The organism is Pseudomonas sp. (assembly GCF_035512415.1).
GTDB lineage: Bacteria > Pseudomonadota > Gammaproteobacteria > Pseudomonadales > Pseudomonadaceae > Aquipseudomonas.
Window position 1 is genome coordinate 200,574 of record NZ_DATKDZ010000005.1, and the last position, 15,103, is coordinate 215,676.

Annotated in this window: 9 protein-coding genes; 2 read left to right on the forward strand and 7 right to left on the reverse strand. The window is 62.4% G+C overall.

Annotation, left to right across the window (positions count from 1 at the left end; translation table 11 throughout):
• Nucleotides 1-63 precede the first annotated feature (63 nt).
• The 7 genes from VMP31_RS02215 to pilG form a co-directional block, all read right to left on the reverse strand.
• Nucleotides 64-1,083 (reverse strand): chemotaxis protein CheB, encoded by a 1,020-nt coding sequence (locus VMP31_RS02215; protein WP_325503621.1) that lies wholly within the window; start codon nucleotides 1,081-1,083, stop codon nucleotides 64-66.
• On the reverse strand, nucleotides 1,080-8,426 hold the full coding sequence (locus VMP31_RS02220; RefSeq protein WP_325503623.1) for an Hpt domain-containing protein: 7,347 nt from the start codon (nucleotides 8,424-8,426) through the stop codon (nucleotides 1,080-1,082). The genes VMP31_RS02215 and VMP31_RS02220 overlap by 4 nt, the downstream gene beginning before the upstream one ends.
• Nucleotides 8,427-8,456: 30 nt before the next feature.
• The gene (locus tag VMP31_RS02225; protein ID WP_325503625.1) at nucleotides 8,457-9,314 is read right to left on the reverse strand and encodes a CheR family methyltransferase; all 858 of its coding nucleotides are present in this window, start codon (nucleotides 9,312-9,314) and stop codon (nucleotides 8,457-8,459) included.
• Between the two features lie 68 nt (nucleotides 9,315-9,382).
• On the reverse strand, nucleotides 9,383-11,428 hold the full coding sequence (locus VMP31_RS02230; protein WP_325503627.1) for a methyl-accepting chemotaxis protein: 2,046 nt from the start codon (nucleotides 11,426-11,428) through the stop codon (nucleotides 9,383-9,385).
• A gap of 84 nt (nucleotides 11,429-11,512) precedes the next feature.
• On the reverse strand, nucleotides 11,513-12,049 hold the full coding sequence (locus VMP31_RS02235; protein WP_325503629.1) for a chemotaxis protein CheW: 537 nt from the start codon (nucleotides 12,047-12,049) through the stop codon (nucleotides 11,513-11,515).
• Between the two features lie 46 nt (nucleotides 12,050-12,095).
• A complete protein-coding gene (gene pilH / locus VMP31_RS02240) occupies nucleotides 12,096-12,461 on the reverse strand; it encodes a twitching motility response regulator PilH (protein WP_296131446.1) in 366 nt (121 codons plus the stop codon).
• Between the two features lie 48 nt (nucleotides 12,462-12,509).
• Entirely contained in the window at nucleotides 12,510-12,917 is a 408-nt protein-coding gene (gene pilG / locus VMP31_RS02245; RefSeq protein ID WP_090446514.1) for a twitching motility response regulator PilG, read from the reverse strand.
• A 227-nt stretch (nucleotides 12,918-13,144) separates the two neighbouring features.
• Here pilG and gshB point away from each other — a divergent pair, with 227 nt between their 5' ends.
• The gene (gene gshB / locus VMP31_RS02250) at nucleotides 13,145-14,116 is read left to right on the forward strand and encodes a glutathione synthase (RefSeq protein WP_325503635.1); all 972 of its coding nucleotides are present in this window, start codon (nucleotides 13,145-13,147) and stop codon (nucleotides 14,114-14,116) included.
• Between the two features lie 86 nt (nucleotides 14,117-14,202).
• Complete coding sequence (locus VMP31_RS02255) at nucleotides 14,203-15,099, forward strand: energy transducer TonB (protein ID WP_325503637.1); 897 nt, start codon at nucleotides 14,203-14,205, stop codon at nucleotides 15,097-15,099.
• The last annotated feature ends 4 nt before the right edge of the window (nucleotides 15,100-15,103 follow it).

The window sequence follows — 15,103 nt, forward strand, 5'->3', positions numbered from 1 at the left end:
CAGCGCCGGATGAGGGAACGGACAGGCCGCGATTGCGCACATGACTGCTCGCGGGCCTGGCCGTTAACGGCACTGCTCGGCCAGGTGATTGACCAGGGCTTCGGCCAGCTCGCGCGGATCACCGCTGAGGCTGCTGTAACCACCTTCACGCAGGCTGTCCGGCATGCTCGGGCAGGCGCAGCTGTCCGCACGTTGAGTCCAGATCAGGCCACCCTGACGGCGCACATAAGCAGCAGCGGCACTCCCATCGCTGCCCATCCCGCTAAAGGCAATCACGCCGCTAAGCGCGCCAAAGTGCTGGGCCAGGTTGAGCATCATCTGGTCGATGGACGGACTGTAGGGTTCCGGCCAACCGCGCGCGGATATCTGCATCTGGCCATCATCGCTAAAACCAAGTTCATGGCTGATCGGTACCACCACCACTTCGCCGCAACGCACTGCGTCGCCGTGCCGGGCTGGATTGACGTGCCACTGGCTGTGCCGACCAACCGCCTGCGGCAGGGTCGTTTCGAAGCTGGCGTCGATATGCTGGGCATAGACGAAGCCCACCGGCAACCCCCCCGGCAGGGCATCGAGAAAAGCCTTTACCGCTGCTGGTCCGCCCATGGAGGCCGCCAGCAACCACACCTGACGGGCCGGCTCGCCAGCCACCAGTGGGGTATCGGCCAGGGCCGCCGGCAGATCCAACCGCGACGGCCGCTGGGCTTCGGCCAACAGGGCTTCGAGGCTGGGGCCGACCGCTGCGGAGGGGTCGCCGACCAGCTTTTTCAGCTTGCCGAACAGACGCCGCTCCCAGCGCGGGTAATTCTCCGAGTGGCGCTCGGGGGCATGGCCTTCGCCAAACAACACCGGGGCCGAAGCGTTCTCCATCAGGCTGTCGACCAGCGGCAAGTCGTCCGACTGGGCCAGGTCCACCAGCCACAGGTCGGTCTCACAAGCCCCCAGCATGCCTTCATCCAGGCGTGCCGGGTCACTGTTCATCACCACCTGATAGCCGCTGCCGGTCAATGCCTGCTGCAGCACATGGCGCTGCAGGGAGGTGTCGGCGATGACCGCAATACGTGCTGCAGTTTTCTCAGTCATGTACGGTTTACCGGGTGGCGGCCCACCAGTTGCTGAATGGTTTCAAGCAGCAAGGACTCTTGATAAGGCTTGCCGAGGTACTCGTTGACGCCGATGCCCATGGCCCGCTCACGGTGTTTTTCACCGGTACGCGAGGTGATCATGATGATCGGCAGATCCTTCAGGCCCTCGTCGTGACGCACCAGGGTCGCCACCTCGAAGCCGTCCATACGCGGCATTTCGATGTCCAGCAGCATGATGTCGGGACGCCGCTCCTGCAGCTGGGAAATGGCATCCACCCCATCCTTGGCGGTCATCACGTTCATCCCGTTGCGTTCGAGCAGACGGCTGGTGACCTTGCGCACGGTGACCGAGTCGTCGACCACCATCACCAAGGTCGGACGATCCGCCTCGATCTCGGCGGCGGTGGCCGACTGCTTGAGCAGGCGCGGTTGCAGCTGGTTGAGCAGATGCGCGTGCAGCACGCGGATGGTCGCCAGCAGGTCGAGAATCACCACCACGCGACCGTCACCGAGGATGGTCGCACCGGAAATTCCGGGCACCCCGGCGAACTGCGGGCCGAGGCTCTTCACCACGATTTCCCGCGAACCGGCCAGGGAGTCGACCTGCACGGCTACGGCGTGTTCCTTGGAACGCACCAGGATCACCGGCAGCGGCAGGCTTTGACCGACCAGCTTGGGTTGCTGGCCGTTGTTCAGCAGGTCACCCAGGTAACGTAGCTCGTAGGCCTGACCGGCGTACTCGAAACGCGGCGCGTCGGGGGCGTAGTAGGCTTCCAGTTCGTACGGGGAGACCCGCACGATACCTTCGATGGTGTTCAGCGGAATGGCGTAGAGGTCTTCGCCGGACAGCACCATCAGTGCGCGGTTGACCGATACGGTAAACGGCAGGCGAATGGTGAAGGTGGTGCCGCTACCAGGCAGCGACTCGATGCTCATCGAACCACCGAGCTGCTTGACCTCGGAGTGGACCACGTCCATGCCGACGCCGCGGCCGGAGATCTGCGTAACCTTCTCGGCGGTGGAGAAACCGGCCTCAAGGATGAACTGCAGGATCTCGTAGTCGCTGAGGTCGGAGTCGGCGTCCATCAGGCCGCGCTCGATGGCCTTGCGCTTGACCGCTTCGAAACGGATACCGCCGCCATCGTCGGACAGGGTGAGGACGATATCGCCGCCCTCACGGCCGAGGTTCAGGCGAATGGTGCCCTGCTCCGGCTTGCCGGCAGCGCGGCGCACATCGGCGGCTTCGATGCCGTGGTCGACGGCGTTGCGCAGCATATGCTCCAGCGGCGCGACGATGCGTTCCAGTACGGTACGGTCCATCTCGCCTTCTGCGTTGCCGAGGACGAATTCCACCTGCTTGCCCAGCTCGCCGGAAATCTGCCGGACGATACGACGCAGACGCGGCACCAGACGATCGAAAGGCACCATGCGCGTACGCATCAGGCCTTCCTGCAGTTCGGAGTTGACCCGCGCCTGTTGCAGCAACAGGGTTTCCGCATCGCGGTTACGCGCGGCCAGGGTTTCCTTCAGGTCGAGCAAGTCGGACGCGGACTCGAACAGTGCGCGCGACAGCTGCTGCAACTGCGAGTGACGGTCCATTTCCAGCGGGTCGAAATCTTCATAGCCGACACGCTCGGCCTCGGCCTCGATACGGCTGAGGATCTGCGCCTGGGTTTCCGTGTCGAGGCGGCGCAACTGATCGCGCACGCGGTCGATGGTGGCTTCCATCTCGCTCAGGGTGAAACCAAAGTCACTGACCTGCTGTTCGACCCGGCCGCGGAAGATCGACGTCTCACCGGCCAGGTTGACCAGGCCTTCAAGCAGTTCAGCCGGCACCTTGACCAGCTCCTGCGGCGCGCGCCGCGAGGCAGCTTCCTGGGCAGCTTCTTCGGCGCGGCGGACGAACGGCAGCACCTTGGCCACCAGTTCCTTAGCCGGCATGCTGCTGGCCGCGACAATCGGCGAACTCAGCGCCGGAGCCCGCTGCGCTGCCGCGGGGGCACTGCTGGCTGCAGGTTCGGGATTTGTTGTATCGCCGGAGAGACTGTCACTCAGGCGCTGGCGCAGGCCATCGAGTTCCAGCTGCAGGCCTTCGAAGCCGGACTGCAGGTCGACGAACAGGCTCTGCGGCCAGGGCGCGCCGTGCTGCTGCGCTTCGGTCAAATGCTGTTCGAGGTTGTGGGTCAGGTCGCCCAGGCGTTTCTGCCCAGCCAGCCGAGCACCGCCCTTGAGGGTGTGCAGGATGCGCAGCAGGTCGTCGATGGCGGCTCCGTTGTCACGGTCGGCCTCCCAGCGACCAATGGAGACCTCCATGGCCTCCAGCAGCTCATCACCTTCCTCCAGGAAAATATCGAGAATCTCCGACTCGGTGTCGTCATCCTGGGCGGCCTCGGCCGCCTTGAGCTGCACCGCTGAGGGTATGCTCAGCTGCTCGTCGGGGTTGGCCCGAAAGCGCTTGATCGTCGCGATCAGCTCCTGGCCATCGGCCACTGGACGCTGGTCGCGCACCGCTTCGAGCATTTCCGCCAGGCAGTCATGGCAGCTCTGCAGCAGGCTGAATAACCCCGCGCTGGCGCGCAGCCGGCCATCGCCAAGGCCTTCATAGAGGAATTCAAGCTCATGGGCCAGGTCGCCGATCTCGCGGATTTCGGCCATCCGCGCACCACCCTTGAGGGTGTGCAGGTCGCGCTGCAGAGACTCCAGCTCCAGGCTGTTATCGGTGTCGTCCATCCAGCGCAGCAAGGCCGCGCCGGCACTGTCGATAATGTCGAAACCTTCCTCGAGGAAGATTTCCACCAGTTCGGGGTCGCGCTCATCGACCATTGCCACCGGCTCGACGGCCAGAGGCGCAGGCGCATCGATCAACTCAGGTTCGGCTTCGGCTTCGGCTTCGGCTTCGGCTTCGGCTTCGGCTTCGGCTTCGGCTTCGGCAGGAGTGTCAGCCAACTCCGCTTCGGGTTCCGGCTGCAGATCGTCCAGCAGCGCCGGCTCATCGAGCGGCGCGTCAAAATCCACCAGGGGTAGCTCGTCGTTCGTGTCTGCCAGCGTATCGTCCGGCTCGGCTTCGGCTTCGGCTTCGGCTTCGGCTTCGGCTTCGAAATCAGTTTCAGCTGCCGCAGGGATAACCGGCAAGCTTTGCCCGCCGCTCTGGCGGAAGGCACGAATGCTCTCGATCAGCTCAAGTGGTTGCTGCATCGGGGCCCGGCTCTGCAACTGCTCGAGCAGGCGCGCCAGGCAATCGTGGCTCTGTTGCAACAAGCTGCCCAGCTCAGTGGAAAAGCTGTAGCGGCGGTCCATCAGGCCTTCGTAAAGGGATTCAAGTTCGTGGGCGAGGTCGCCAATCGGGCTGATCTCGGCCATCCGCGCGCCACCCTTGAGGGTATGCAGATCCCGTTGCAGGGAGGACAGTGCGGCCTTGTTGTCCGGCTCGACCAGCCAGCGCTCCAGGGCCTGGCCGGCACTTTCGAGGATATCGACCGCCTCTTCGAGGAAGATCGACACCATTTCCTCGTCCAGGTCTGCATAGGCATTGCTTTCGCTCGCCAACGGTAGCGCCGACTCGGCAGCGTCCGCCTCTGGCAAGGCCGGCTCGTTCTCCAACGGCTCAAACTCAAGCTCGGCGTCGAACTCGCTATCAGCAGGCTGAGCCAGCTCCAGAGCGGCAGTGGCCGCATCCAGTTCGACGATCTCGATACCCGCGCCATCGTTGGACAGCAACGCCAGGGTGCGTGGGTCCAGCGCCTCGTCGATCAGACCGCGCACGGCTGCCACGGCTTCGGGCTGGGCACTGACCTGCAGGCCGGCGGCAACCTGGTCCATCATGCCGATCAGTACTTCATGGGCCTGTTCGGCCACATTGAAGAAGCGTTCGCTGACCGCCAGGCGGCCCTCTTCCACCGCACTATAGAGGTCGAGCAGGGCTTCGCAGAGTTCATCGATCTGCGGCAACTCGGCCATTTCCGCGCCGCGACCCAGGGTCGTCAGCTCATCCAGCAAAGCGCTGAGTTCCTGGCGCTCGGACGGGTGCTCGCGCCATTTGCGCAGCAGATCCTCGGCATCCAGCAGGATATCCATGCCTTCGGCGAGGAAGATGCTGATCATCTGCGGGTCGCGCTTTTCACCCTGCTCGCCCTGCCGGTTGGCAGCCGCGTTCTCCAGACGTTCGTCGTGCAGCTTCTGCACTCGTTCGAGAAACGCTGCCGCTCCCGGCAATACCGCCAGGGGCCGGCTTTCCAGCTGTTCCAGGCCCTGGCGGAAGAGTTTTTCCGCGCTGCTGAGCAGCTCGGCTTCGGCCAGGTCCATGGGCAGCAGGTTGCTTTTGAATTCCTTGACCAATTTTTCCAGCGGCGAGGCGATTTCCGCCACCGGCACGATTCCGGCCATGGACGCGCTGCCCTTGAGGGTATGCAGAGCGCGCTGCAGGTCATCGGTCACCGGCTGCGGCAGTTCCTGGGCGCAATCGGCGAGGAAGCTCACCAGAGTATCGAGGTGCATCTCCGCTTCATTGCGGAAGATCTCCAGCAATTGCGCATCAAGGGGCTCGCCGTCGAGGGGCTCACTATCGTGCCCTTGCACCTCGGCATCTACGATTTCGGTAGCTACGACGTCGCCCTCGGGCTCGGCTACCTGCGCAACCGGGGCGTCAGTTTTTGGGAGGCTTTGCCCCTTGGCCAGGGCATGAGCGGTGGCGGCCAACAGGTCGACATCGTCGCGTTGACGCTGGGCCTTGTTGGCGAACTCATCGACCAGGGCCGGCATCAGGGCCACCACGTCGGCGATCACCTGCTGCACTTCGGCACCGGGCTTGATGCTGCGATCGAGCACGCGGTTAAGCAGGTTCTCGATCGACCAGCCCAGCTCGCCGATCACCAGCGCTCGAACCATGCGGCCGCTGCCCTTGAGGGTGTGGAACGCACGACGGATTTCCGCCAGGGCTTCCTTGTTCTCGCTATCGGCGCACCACTGCGGGAAGTACTCGGCGATGGTTTCCAGCACCTCACCGACCTCCTCGATAAAGACCTCCATCAACTCGTCGTCGACAGGTTCTTCATCGGCCGGTGGCGGCAGCAGACTCGGCGGCACATCGTGGGCGGGCGGATTGATCGCCTGCACCGGCGCGGCCATTACATCGGCCATCGACAGGGCCGGCTCGGCCGGCAGTGCCTCGACCTCGAGTGGCGCACTCGGCAGGTCCACTTCGGGCAGTTCCAGGCTGGCCAGCTCGGCTTCATCCCACTCGGCCGGGTTGTCCGCAAGGTCGAAGTCCAGGGCTTCCAGCTGCAGCTCGTCGGCACTGACCGGCTGGCCGGGCTCATCTTGCAACTCCAGCAGTGGCAACACCTCGGGTTCTGCGGTGACGCTGAAGTCGAGCAGCTCCGGCTCACCTTCTAAGGCCGCCGGCTCGTCTGCAGTGGTGCTCGACTCCAGTTCGGCAAAGGCTGGGTTGAAGTCGTCTTCAAGCTCCAGGCTAAAGCCTTGCTCCGGTTCCTGCGGCGATTCGAGCGACAGCTCCTCGAACGAGATCAACTCGGACTCGGACTCGGACTCGGACTCCGGCTCCGGCTCATCCACCAATACGTCCATCTCGTCCAGTGGATCGGCCAAGGGGGCAAAACCCTCCACTGGCGGTTCGACCCGATCGAGAATCGACGGCTTTTCCTTCAGCGGATAGCCAAGGCTTTCCAGGCTTTCTTCGGCCACGTCGAGAATCAGGTCGCCCTGGGTGGCATGGTCTTCAGCCAGGCGCTCGAGGTAGTACTCGACGCTGGTGATGGCATCGGCCAGGGTATCCAGGTTCTGCCAGTTGGGCACGGCCTTGCGCACCAGCAACTGCTCCTGGATATAGCGGTTACAGGCATTGAGCAGATCGGCTGCGCGCTGCAGCGGGATCATCGCCAGACCGCCGCGAACCTGGGTCAGCAGCTCGGGCACGCGGGCCAGGTGTTCGTGGTTCCACTGCGAGGCGATAAATTCGATGATCGCGTCTTTGGCCTGTTCCAGGCCGTTGCGCGCTTCTTTAATAACCAGTTGGTGAATCTGCGCCACGTCGGTGGTCGGCAGATGGCTTTCTTCGCGGCCGCCGTCCTGGGCGGGGCCGACCATACCGGCCAGGGTGGCCTCGACGTATAGCAGGGCACCGGCGACATCCATCAATACCGCATCGCTCGGCTCGCCCTGGCCCTTGGCCAGGCCGTTGACCACGTCCAGCTGGTCGACGATTACCTTGCGCGGCTGAGCGAAACCCAGCACCGCCAGGGTATCGGCGATCTGCTTGAGCGGCGCGGCCAGGCTGTCGAGGTCGGCGACGTTGGAACGATCGCTGCGCACAAACAGATCGAGGCTGTCTTTGACCCGCACCAGCTCCTCGCACAGAGCGGCAACCACTGAACGCATGGCATCGCGATCGGGGCCGGCCAGGCGGGCGCGTTCTTCGTCAACCACGTCGCTGTCGGGCAGGGCATCGTCGAGACGGTACTGATCCTTCAGGCCACGCACACGCGGCGACAGGGCCGACGACTTGGCCACATAGAACAACAGGTTCTTGTTCAGCTCATCGGGGGCGGGCTGGTTGAGGCCATCGGCCCCCTGCTCGAGCAAGCGTTTGAGTTCTTTATCGACCTGGCGCAGCAGGGTACGCACCGAGGTGCCGTTGGCCACGCTGCCATTGGCCAGCCCTTCGACCAAGCCGGAGGCGATCTGCCACAGCGGGCCAAGCGGGGAGTCCTTGCAGAGGTTTTCCAGGCGGGCGAAAACCCGCGCCATATAGCCCAGATTGGTCGGCAGATCCTGGTTGCGGATCACCCCAACCAGGGCCATCTGCAGCATCTGCCGCAGTTTGCGCAGCAGTACCGGCAACTCGGCGGTACGCAGCTGGTCGATCGATTCATTGGACAACGCCGGAGTGCGCCCGGACATATCCGGGGCGAACAGGCTGGTTTCCGAGAGCAGTTTCTCGCCACGGGCGGCGCGCAGGTCGTTGAGCAGCGGCAACACCACCATCGGCAGGTCGCGGCGTGCGGTCTGGATGCGGTCGAGGTAGACCGGCAGCTGCAGGATCGCCTGCATCAGCACTTCCAGGGCTTCGCCCTGGTTGGTCACCCGGCCGTCAATCAGCGCCTGGGTCAGCTGCTCCATTTCCTCGGCGAGCAGGGCCGCGCCGAAAAACTCGACCATCTGCAGGGTGCCCAGCACCTGATGCACATAGGTCTGGCAGAAACGCATGCGCGTGGCGTCCTGGGGGTTCTCGACGAACGCCTCCAGGGCCTGTCGCGCCTGTTTCAGGGTTTCCGCGATCTCGCCCTTGACCCATTCCAGGGCGACATAATCGTGCCGATCACCCATAGCCACTCCACTCATAAACTTGGCTCTGCCTTATCCCTTGCGGGTAAACGCCAGCACTCGCTCGTCGGCCACCGGGATCAACTCCGGATGCTGCCAACCCGCTATTTCGCCCACTCCCACCACCAGCAGACCACCCAGTGCCAGGCGCTCGGCCAGGCGGTTGAGGATCTCGCGGCGACGCCAGCGACGAAAATAGATCAACAAGTTCTGACAAAAAATAACGTCCATGCCGGACATCGGCGCTTTCGCCAACTCCAGCACATTGAGCCTGGCGCAACATACCCGTGCTGCCAGACTCGGCACCACTTTGAAACGACCATCCGCCTGGGCCAGGAAATAACGCTGACACAGGTCTGCATCCATTTGTTCCAAACGCCGCGCGCCATATTGGCCATCGCGCGCCTTGCTCAGAGCGTTAAGACTGATATCGGTACCGGTTACCGCATAGTGTTCGGGCTTATCGGTGTCGCGCAGCACCTCGGCGGCACTGATCGCCATCGAATAGGGCTCTTCGCCGCTGGAGCACCCCACGCTCCACATGTCCCAGGGTTTGCCTAAACCTTGCTGCAGACGCTCGGCCAGATAGCGCTCAAGCACCTCGAACGAGGGTCGGTGACGAAAGAAGCGGGTTTCCTGCACGGTCAGGCGATCCAGCAGGGTCGACCATTCAACCGCGCCCCGGGGACCATCGGTCACCTGGCGGTAGTAGCTGGCGTAATCGCTTACACCCAGCTCTCGCATCCGCGCGGTCAGATTGGTCTGCAGAAACGCCCGCCGCCGCTCGTTGAGCACGACTCCGGTACGCTCCTCGAGCAACTGCTGCCAGTCACGAAACTCCGTGGCGGACATGTCTACCAGCTGCTGCAAGGCCCAGACGCCTGACTGCATGTCGTGCCCCTCGCTGACGGCCATGGACGAGATGCCGTGACCCTTTCAGGCCGCGGCACAGCGCCGGCTTAGGCCTGTTCTCCGCCCGGCAGGGTAAAGCCGGACACCGACTTGCGCATCTCGCTGGCCATCTTGGCCAGGTTACCAATGCTCTTGGCGGTAGCCGTGGTACCGGACGAGGTCTGCGAGGTGATCTCCTGGATCACGTTCATGGTGTTGGAAATATGACCGGCCGACGAAGCCTGCTGACGGGCGGCGTTGGAGATGTTCTGGATCAGGGCCGCGAGGGTTTTCGATACCTTCTCGATCTCTTCCAGTGCTACCCCGGCGTCCTGCGCCAGACGCGCACCGCGCACCACTTCGGAAGTCGTCTGCTCCATCGAGATAACGGCTTCGTTGGTGTCGGTCTGAATCGTCTTAACCAGCGCTTCGATCTGCTTGGTTGCAGCAGAAGAACGTTCTGCGAGGCGTTGTACTTCGTCCGCTACCACGGCGAAGCCTCGACCCGCATCACCGGCCATGGAGGCCTGGATCGCGGCGTTCAGTGCGAGGATGTTGGTCTGGTCAGCAATGTCGTTAATCAGGCTAACGATGTCACCGATCTCCTGGGACGATTCACCGAGGCGTTTGATCCGCTTCGAGGTGTCCTGGATCTGTTCACGGATGTTATCCATACCGGTGATGGTGTTGTGCACCACTTCGTTGCCTTTGTTGGCGATGGCTACGGAACGTTCCGCTACCGCGGAGGACTCCGAGGCGTTCGCCGATACCTGGTCAATCGACACGGCCATTTCGTTGATCGCCGCAGAAGCACCGGCAATTTCCTGGGCCTGGTGCTCGGAGGCTTCAGCCAGGTGCATCGCCGTGGCCTGGGTTTCCTGGGCCGCACCGGCTACCTGAACGGCGGTCAGGTTAATCGTGGCTACCAGATCGCGCAGTTGGTCGATGGAGTAGTTGATGGAGTCGGCGATGGCACCGGTAAAGTCTTCGGTTACCGTCGCGGCCACGGTCAAGTCACCGTCGGCGAGGTCGGCGATTTCGTCGAGCAGACGCAGAATCGCAGTCTGGTTACGTTCGTTCTTCTCCGCGGTCTCACCCAGGCGGCGGTTGGTTTCACGCACCATCACCAGACCAATCAGAATGATCGAACCCAGGGCCAGCGCACCCAGCACATAACCGACCAAGGTATTCAGCGCCCGACCAGCGGCCAGATCATCGAAACCTGCGGCCAGTTCGGAGGCCTGGTCCAGCAGCGTCTGCGAGACGCTAAAGATCACGTTGGCCGACTCGCGCACCTGGAACAGTTCAGGCGAGGTTTCGAGAATCTCGTCCACCGAACCGGAAACGAACTCGAACAGCTCGGAAATCTCCGCCAGACGCTCGAGGGCTTCGGCATCGCTCACCTGGCTGATTTCCATGGCGGCGTTGCCTTCGAGCATGGCGTTGAGTACCCGGCCGAACAGGCTGGCGTCACGACCGAACATGTCGGCGGCTTGCACCGAGTCCTGGTCACCGGCCAGTACCTTGTTGACCGAACCGAGGATACGTTCAGCCAACAGCGACTGGCGCTGGGCTACCGATACCTGGGCCGCCGGTGCACCGCTTTCCAGCAGAATGTCGACCACTTCCTCGTACTCGACCTGCAGCTGCGGAATGGTTTCCGCCAGGGTGGCGGCTACCTGATGCAGCGACAGTACGGTCTGTTCGTTGGCGAGGATGGCGTCGGTGTTCTGCCGCAGCGTGTCCCAATCCTTCTGCACCGTAGCCATCTGCGGCTGCAGGGATTCGGGTGCCGGTGGCAGGCCACTCTCCTCACTGCCGTCGGTCAGATAGCCCCAACGGGTCTGGAAGTCGTTACGGGCATCGCGCAACAAGGCGAACGCCTCGGCCGTACCGGCCGCTGCTTCCGTGGAGTTTTTCGCAATACGCTGGGACAGAACACGCAGCTCACCGGCGTGACCGATGTATTCCGTGTCGTAGTTGGACTGGGTGTTGATATAGGCGAAGTTGGCAAACAACAACACGATCGAGACAATCAGGACAATAAACAGCCCTGCAATCAACGTGCTGCTACGCGCACCCGCTAACAAATTACCTGTGTTTAGTTTTTTCATTTACTGGCCCCCGCCTGGACCGACCGCACTACGGTTCCCATGTAACGCCAAAAGGCCGGCAATGCCGACCCCACCGATAAACTGTTAATACGCCACGTCGAGAAAACCCGGGTTCTGGGCCAGCGCGTGTGGGCTGAACACCAACCAGGGCTGTTCACGTTGGAAGACTCCATGAATAAAAGGAGAGATGGATGCCTCCAGCGGTGGCAGCCGCTCGGAGAAGGTATCCACTGGAAAATGCTGCATGCCGAACACTTCGTCGACCGTAAGGCCGGCGAAGACATCCTGATGGTCGACCACCAGTACCCGCCGCTTCTTGCGCAGCGGTGACAGCTCATGGCCGAAGAAGCCGCAGAGGTCCATCACCGGCAACAGGCGGCCGCGCACGTTGGCCACACCCTTGACCCAGCTCTTCACGCCAGGCAACAGGGTATGACGCGGCTCGTGCAGCACTTCACCAACTTCGCCCATGGGTGCGACGAAGAACCGCTCGCCCATGCGAAAGCCGATACCGCTCCAGGTCTGCACCAGCGCCTGCTGCGAAGGCAGCCCGGCCGCCAGCGCACGACAGAGCTGGTCGATATCGAGAAGAGTTTGGAAAGGTGTTTGCGCGTCCGACATGCCTGTTGCGGCCTTATTCTTTTTTAATTGCGGACTGACACGGTGTTTAGCCGGCCAATACCGCATTCAGGGTTTTCACCAGGGTGTCTTCGTCAACCGGCTTGGTCAGGTAATCCTTCGCGCCCTGGCGTTTGCCCCAGACCTTGTCGGTTTCCTGATCCTTGGTGGTGACGATAATCACCGGAATATGGCTGGTCTCGGCATCCTTGGTCAGCTGGCGGGTCGCCTGGAAGCCATTGAGGCCCGGCATGACGATATCCATCAGCACCGCGTCCGGCTTTTCCTGGCGAGCAAGCGCCACGCCGTCCGCACCGTTTTCCGCCTTGAGTACCTGATGCCCGTGCTTTTCCAGCATGGCGGTCAGTTTGTACATCTCAGTCGGCGAGTCATCAACAATCAGAATTCGTGCCATGGTGTTTCCCAATACTTTAATAGGCGCCTGGGGCGATGCCGCCAGACGTCAGGAGGCTTGCTCCACCGGGATAAAGTCCGGCACGTGGGCCTTGATCGCACCCAGCAACTCTTCTTTGCTGAAGGGTTTGGTCAGGTACTGATCAGAGCCGACGATGCGGCCTTTGGCCTTATCGAACAGGCCGTCCTTGGAGGACAGCATGATCACCGGGGTGGATTTGAAAGCGCTGTTGTTCTTGATCAAGGCACAGGTCTGATAGCCATCGAGCCGCGGCATCATAATGTCGACAAAAATGATATTCGGATGGGTATCGGCGATCTTTGCCAAAGCATCGAAGCCGTCAACTGCGGTAATTACCTCGCAGCCCACCTTTTTCAGCAGGGTTTCCGCGGTACGACGAATCGTTTTCGAATCGTCGATCACCATCACCCTCAAACCCTCGGAATGCTGTTCCATGATTGCCCTACCATCGCCTCGGTGAGTCGTTATTTTGCGTTATATCAGTGCGCCTGAGGCCCTGTCACCGACGGGCTACAACCCAATCGTCGAGTCTTTTTAGCACACTCTCCAGATGCAATCTATAAGCCGCTCGGGGCCAAGGTTTTTCCTTGACCACCCGACTTGTCAGCGCCACCCTGACGCCACATTACGTTATTCGCTGCCATTTTACGGAGAACACTGCCATGAGCGTCCGCCTCGGCATAGTCATGGACCCCATCAGCCAGATCGCCTTCAAGAAGGACAGTTCGCTGGCCATGCTGCTGGCTGCCCAAGCGCGCGGCTGGTCGCTCTTCTATATGGAGCAGAAGGACCTTTACCAGAAAAAAGGTGAAGCGCGCGCCCGTCTCTCACAGCTTAGTGTATTCAACGACCCGCAGCGCTGGTTCGAACTGGGTACGGAACAGGATCTGCCCCTCGCCGAGCTCGATGTGATCCTGATGCGCAAGGATCCGCCCTTCGATAACGAGTTTATCTACTCGACCTACTTGCTCGAACAAGCCGAACAGGCTGGCGTATTGGTGGTCAACCGCCCACAGAGCCTGCGCGACTGCAATGAAAAGTACTTTGCTACCCAGTTTTCCCAGTACACACCGCCAACCCTGGTCAGTCGCCGTGCCGACATTCTGCGCGAGTTTGCCCAGGAGCACCGTGACATCATTCTCAAACCCCTCGATGGCATGGGCGGATCGATGATTTTTCGCCACCGCGAAGGCGATCCCAACCTTTCTGTGATCCTCGAGGCCCTGACCAACCATGGCCAGCAGCAGATCATGGCCCAGGGTTATCTGCCGGGCATCAAGGATGGCGACAAGCGCATCCTGATGATCGACGGCGAACCGGTGCCTTATTGCCTGGCACGCATCCCGGCCGCCGGCGAAACCCGTGGCAACCTGGCCGCCGGCGGTCGCGGCGAAGCTCGCCCGCTAAGCGAGCGCGACCGCGAAATCGCCGCGGCGGTGGGCCCGACCCTGCGCGAGAAAGGCCTGCTGTTCGTCGGCCTGGACGTAATCGGCGAGCACCTGACCGAGATCAACGTCACCAGCCCGACCTGCATCCGCGAGATCGACGCGGCCTACGACACCCGCATTGGTGAGCGCCTGATGGATGTCATCGAAGACAAGTTGCAGGCCGCCGGTCGCGCAGTGAAAGCTTGACGCAGGTGGCAGCTTGAAGCGCGAAGCTTGCAGCTGGCGGCCCCAAACCGTCAGACTGCGCGCAACCTCAGCAGACCCGAAACGCGATGAACGCAGCAGCCCACCCACCTGAACTCTCCAGCGCCGGCGTACGTCCGGCGGACCGGCTGGGCTTTACCCTGTTTCTCGCCGCGGCCCTGCATGCCGCGCTGATCCTCGGTCTGGGCTTCACCCTCAGTGAACCCAACCAGATCAGCAAAACTCTGGAAATCACCCTGTCGACCTTCAAGAGCGAAGAAAAGCCCAAGGAGGCCGACTTCCTCGCCCAGGACAATCAACAGGGCAGCGGTACCCTGGAGCACAAGGCCGCGCCCAAGACCACCGAACAGGCGCTGTTCCAGGATACCGAGGTCAAGCGCGTCACCCCGCCCGCCGCCCCCCAGCAGCCGGCCGTACGTCAGCAAGCGCCGAAAGCCGCGGTCGCCACCCGCGCCCCACAACAACAGAAGACCCCGGTCAAGCGCGAGGAAGTCAAACCGACGCCGCAGACCCGCCCGGCTCCGGTATTCGACAGTGCGCAGCTGTCCTCGGAAATCGCCAGCCTGGAAGCCGAGCTGGCCATGGAAGTCCAGCAATACGCCAAACGCCCGAAGATCCACCGCCTCAACGCCGCCTCGACCATGCGCGACAAGGGAGCCTGGTACAAGGATGAGTGGCGCAAGAAGGTCGAGCGCATCGGTAATCTCAACTACCCGGACGAAGCACGCCGCCAGGGCATCTACGGCAACCTGCGCCTGCTGGTGTCGATCAACCGCGACGGCACCCTGTACGAGGTGCTGGTACTGGAGTCCTCGGGCCAGCGCCTGCTCGACCAGGCCGCCCAGCGCATCGTGCGCCTGGCCGCGCCCTTCGCCCCATTTACCGGCGACCTGGCCGATGTCGATCGCCTGGAAATCATTCGCACTTGGCGCTTCGAGCGTGGCGACCGCCTTTCCAGCAACTGAGGCA

What these genes read in the sequence shown, in the direction of transcription:
- VMP31_RS02215 (WP_325503621.1), bottom strand. Translation starts at nt 1,083, where the DNA reads ATGACTGAGAAAACTGCAGCACGTATTGCGGTCATCGCCGACACCTCC.
- VMP31_RS02220 (WP_325503623.1), bottom strand. Translation starts at nt 8,426, where the DNA reads ATGGGTGATCGGCACGATTATGTCGCCCTGGAATGGGTCAAGGGCGAG.
- VMP31_RS02225 (WP_325503625.1), bottom strand. Translation starts at nt 9,314, where the DNA reads ATGCAGTCAGGCGTCTGGGCCTTGCAGCAGCTGGTAGACATGTCCGCC.
- VMP31_RS02230 (WP_325503627.1), bottom strand. Translation starts at nt 11,428, where the DNA reads ATGAAAAAACTAAACACAGGTAATTTGTTAGCGGGTGCGCGTAGCAGC.
- VMP31_RS02235 (WP_325503629.1), bottom strand. Translation starts at nt 12,049, where the DNA reads ATGTCGGACGCGCAAACACCTTTCCAAACTCTTCTCGATATCGACCAG.
- pilH (WP_296131446.1), bottom strand. Translation starts at nt 12,461, where the DNA reads ATGGCACGAATTCTGATTGTTGATGACTCGCCGACTGAGATGTACAAA.
- pilG (WP_090446514.1), bottom strand. Translation starts at nt 12,917, where the DNA reads ATGGAACAGCATTCCGAGGGTTTGAGGGTGATGGTGATCGACGATTCG.
- gshB (WP_325503635.1), top strand. Translation starts at nt 13,145, where the DNA reads ATGAGCGTCCGCCTCGGCATAGTCATGGACCCCATCAGCCAGATCGCC.
- VMP31_RS02255 (WP_325503637.1), top strand. Translation starts at nt 14,203, where the DNA reads ATGAACGCAGCAGCCCACCCACCTGAACTCTCCAGCGCCGGCGTACGT.